At 70.5% G+C, this 3,948-nt stretch carries 4 protein-coding genes and 1 tRNA gene; all 5 read left to right on the forward strand.

Translation table 11 applies throughout. From position 1 onward, the window contains the following. A partial coding sequence (locus AB0C29_RS37245; RefSeq protein ID WP_360830672.1) for a DUF58 domain-containing protein occupies window positions 1-755 on the forward strand: 755 nt, incomplete at its 5' end. A gap of 1 nt (window position 756) precedes the next feature. After that, complete coding sequence (locus AB0C29_RS37250) at window positions 757-1,320, forward strand: hypothetical protein (RefSeq protein ID WP_360830675.1); 564 nt, start codon at window positions 757-759, stop codon at window positions 1,318-1,320. Window positions 1,321-1,461: 141 nt separating this feature from the next. Continuing rightward, window positions 1,462-2,817, forward strand: coding sequence for an NAD(P)/FAD-dependent oxidoreductase (locus AB0C29_RS37255; protein ID WP_360830678.1), 1,356 nt, complete (start codon window positions 1,462-1,464; stop codon window positions 2,815-2,817). A gap of 70 nt (window positions 2,818-2,887) precedes the next feature. Continuing rightward, window positions 2,888-2,969: transfer RNA gene (locus tag AB0C29_RS37260), tRNA-Leu, on the forward strand. Window positions 2,970-3,077: 108 nt separating this feature from the next. Next, window positions 3,078-3,911, forward strand: a complete 834-nt coding sequence (locus tag AB0C29_RS37265; RefSeq protein ID WP_360830681.1) for a Bax inhibitor-1/YccA family protein — start codon at window positions 3,078-3,080, stop codon at window positions 3,909-3,911. Window positions 3,912-3,948 lie beyond the last annotated feature (37 nt).

Genomic DNA, 3,948 nt, shown 5'->3' on the forward strand with positions numbered 1-3,948 from the left:
GCCTGGTCGGCAACCACCGGTCGCGGCGGCCCGGCGAGGGTGGCGAGCTGGCCGGGGTACGGCCGTTCGCCCCCGGTGACCGGTTGCGCCGCATCGACTGGCGCGTCACCCTGCGCACCCGCGACCTGCACGTGGCCTCGACCCTGTCCGACCGGGACGCCGAGGTGCTGCTCCTGCTCGACGTCCTCGGCGAGGCCGGCGCGTCCGGCGGCGTCAAGGGCCGGGCGTCCGTGCTCGACACGACGGTCCGCGCGGCCGCCGCCATCGCCGAGCACTACCTCCAGCGCGGCGACCGGGTCTCACTCATGGAGTACGGCTCCTCCGCCCGGCGGCTGCGAGCTGCCACCGGACGCCGGCAATACCTGACCGTCCTCGAGTGGCTGCTCGACGTCCGGGCCGACACCGGTGACCAGGGCCCGCACGAGCACGTGTTCGGCGCCCACCACGTCTCCTCGGACGCGCTCGTCATGGTGCTCACCCCGCTGGTCGACCCGCGCTCGGCCGACATGCTGGCCGGGCTCAGCCAGTCCGGCCGCTTCACCGTCGCGGTCGACACGCTGCCCGCCGGGGTCACGCCGCCCAACCGCAGCCCGTGGACGCCGATCGCCACCAAGCTGTGGCGGATGGAGCGCGAGAACGTCCTGGGCCGGCTGCGCGAGCACGGCGTACCGGTGGTGACCTGGGCCGGGGCCGGCAGCCTGGACCTGGTGCTGCGGGACGTGTCCCGGCTCGCCTCCGCACCGCGGGGGCGCTGACATGCTCGACGGCATCACCCGGCGGATCGAACGCACCCGGACCACGGTGGCCCGGGCGACGGCGCTGCCGCTGCTGGTCCGCGGCGGGATCGCCCTGGTCTTCGTGCTGGCGCTGATGGTGGCGTGGCCGGCCGCGCTGACCGCGAGCCGCTACGTCGTCCTGCTCGCCCTGGTCGGCGTCTATCCGGCCTTCGCCCCGCGCGGTCGCGGCGTGACCTTCGTCGTGCTGGTCGTGGTGGGCGGCTGGATCCTCGACACCACCTGGTACGACGCCCGGGTCGCGCTGTGGCGGGTGCTGAGCATCGCCGCCCTGACCTATCTCGGGCACACGCTGGCCGCGCTGGCGGCGGTGCTGCCGTACGACGCGATCGTCAACGTGGACGTGGTCGCCGGCTGGCTGGCCCGGGCCCTGCTGGTCGTGCTGATCTCGGCCGTGCTCACCGTGATCACGCTGGGCCTGACCGCGGAGCTGGCCGGAGGCGCGTTCGTGATCGCAACGCTGGTCGGACTGGCCGCGGCGGTGGCCGTCACCCTGCTGCTGGGCCGGCTGCTGCGCCGACCTTGATTGGGCCGCCCGTAACGGTGAGCGCACCCTAAGTTTCCAGCGAAATGGAACCGAAACGTGTGCGTTACAGCACTTGACTAACGGGGTTGTGCTTGGTCACAGAACCGCGCGCGGCGCCCCTCGGATCCGGATGATGGAAGGGTGAAACCGCAGCGGATCGTCGTCGTAGGGGCAGGTCATGTGGGGCTGTACGCCGCTCTGCGCCTGTCCAGGAAGCTCAACTCGGTGCAGGCTGAGGTGATCGTCATCGATCCGCAGCCGCACATGACGTACCAGCCGTTCCTGCCGGAGGCCGCAGCCGGCAACATCTCGCCGCGCCACTCGGTCGTGCCGCTGCGCCGCGAGCTCAAGCGCTGCCACATCGTCTCGGGCGAGGTCACCAAGGTCGAGCACGCCCGCAAGACGGTCACCGTGCGGCCGATCGACGGGCCGGTCAAGGAGATCGCGTACGACCACATCATCGTGGCCCCGGGCTCCGTCTCGCGCACCCTGCCGATCCCCGGCCTGCGTGAGCGCGGCATCGGCTTCAAGACCATCGGTGAGGCCATCTACCTGCGCAACCACATCCTGGACCGGCTGGACATCGCGGCCACCACCCCGGACGCCGGGATGCGCAAGGCGTCGCTCAACTTCGTCTTCGTCGGTGGCGGTTACGCCGGCGTGGAGGCGCTCGCCGAGATGGAGGACGTCGTCCGCGACGGCCTGAAGTACTACCCCGAGCTGGAGCAGGACGAGGTCCGCTTCGTGCTGGTCGAGGCGTCGAACCGGATCCTGCCCGAGGTCGGCCCGGAGATGGGCGCGTACGCGGCCCGCCAGCTGCAGAAGCGCGGCATCGACATCCGGCTCGAGACCCGGATGGAGTCGTGCGTCGACGGCGAGGTGCGGCTCTCCGACGGCGAGTCGTTCCGGGCCGAGACCATCGTCTGGACCGCGGGCGTCAAGCCGTCGCCCATGCTGGACCACACCGACCTGCCCCGCGGCCCGCGCGGGCACCTCACCTGCAACACGATGCTCCAGGTGGTCGACGGCGACAAGGTGCTCGACGGCGCCTGGTCGGCCGGCGACTGCGCGCAGGTCCCCGACCTGACCAACCCGGGCGCCTGGTGCTCGCCGAGCGCCCAGCACGCGGTCCGGCAGGCCTCCCGGCTGGCCGACAACATCCGCGCGGTGATCATCGGTGCCCAGCCCAAGGACTACAAGCACAAGTACGCGGGCAGCGTCGCCAGCCTGGGTCTGTACAAGGGCGTCGCCAAGATCTACGGCGTCAAGCTCAAGGGCTTCCCGGCCTGGATGATGCACCGCACGTACCACATGAGCCGGATCCCCTCGTTCAACCGCAAGGTGCGGGTGCTGGCCGACTGGACGCTGGCCTTCGTGCTCAAGCGGGAGGTCGTCTCGCTGGGCCAGCTGCACGCCCCACGCGAGGAGTTCACCCACGTGACCCCGCCGCTGGGCGACGACCGCAGCGCCGAGCCGGTGGGCGCCGGGTCCCGCTGAGCGTGGTTTGTGCCCGTCCCGGCGTTCTGCGGGGCGGGCCCGACCGGCTACGGTGAGCAGCAACGCATCGGCCCGGGTGGTGGAACGGCAGACACGGCCGCCTTAAAAGCGGCTGCCCAAAAGGCGTGCGGGTTCGAGACCCGCCCCGGGCACGGTTTTCAGCCTGCTCACAGCTTTGCCGGGCGACATCCAGCTGGTATTGCGCTTACCCTTGAACAGCACGCCCCTACGTGCCTCAACCTCAAGGGAGGCTGGACACAGTGAAGACTTCCAACCCGGTGCTCTCGCGCCTCGGCCAAGCGGCCGAGCGGGAGCGGACCGCCGGGTACAACCCGGCCGGACCGTACGGCCCGGCCGCCGGTCAGCCGGGTTACGGTCAGCCGTACCCCAGCGCACCGGGATATCCGGCTTCGCCGCCGGCTGTGCGACCCATGACGATCGACGACGTCGTCGTCAAGACCGTGACGCTGCTCGGCATCACCGGTGTCTCCGCTGTCGCGGCGTGGAACCTGGTCCCGGACTCGCTGCTCAGCGCCGCCTGGATCGGCGCCGCGGTGGTCGGCCTCGTGCTCGGCCTGGTCATCTCGTTCTCCCGGATGGCCAACCCCGCCCTGGTTGTGGCGTACGCGGTCATCGAGGGCGCGTTCGTCGGCCTGGTCAGCAAGTTCTACCAGGAGATCGCGGGCTTCCAGGGCATCGTCCTGCAAGCGGTGATCGCCACGTTCGGCGTGTTCTTCCTGATGGCGTTCCTCTACCGGGCCCGGGTCATCCGGGCCACGCCGAAGTTCGTCCGCGGCATGATCGCCGTGATGGCCGGCCTGTTCGCCGTCATGCTGATCAACTTCGTGCTCTCGCTGTTCGACGTCACCACCGGGCTGCGCAGCAACGGCGCCCTGGGCATCGGCTTCAGCATCATCTGCATCGTCGTCGCCTCGCTGAGCTTCATCCTCAGCTTCAACGAGGTCGAGGAAGGCGTGCGGATGGGTCTGCCGCAGCGCTACTCGTGGACGGCGGCGTTCGGCATCCTGGTCAGCCTCATCTGGCTGTACCTGGAGGTTCTGCGCCTGCTGAGCTTCCTGCAAGGCGACGACTAGCCGCCCGCACCACAACGTCACACCCGGCAGCGCCCGG

Source organism: Actinoplanes sp. NPDC048791, assembly GCF_040650095.1.
Lineage (GTDB): Bacteria > Actinomycetota > Actinomycetes > Mycobacteriales > Micromonosporaceae > Actinoplanes.

Excerpts from the sequence above, each read along its gene's own strand:
- AB0C29_RS37250 (WP_360830675.1), top strand. The coding sequence starts at position 757 with ATGCTCGACGGCATCACCCGGCGGATCGAACGCACCCGGACCACGGTG.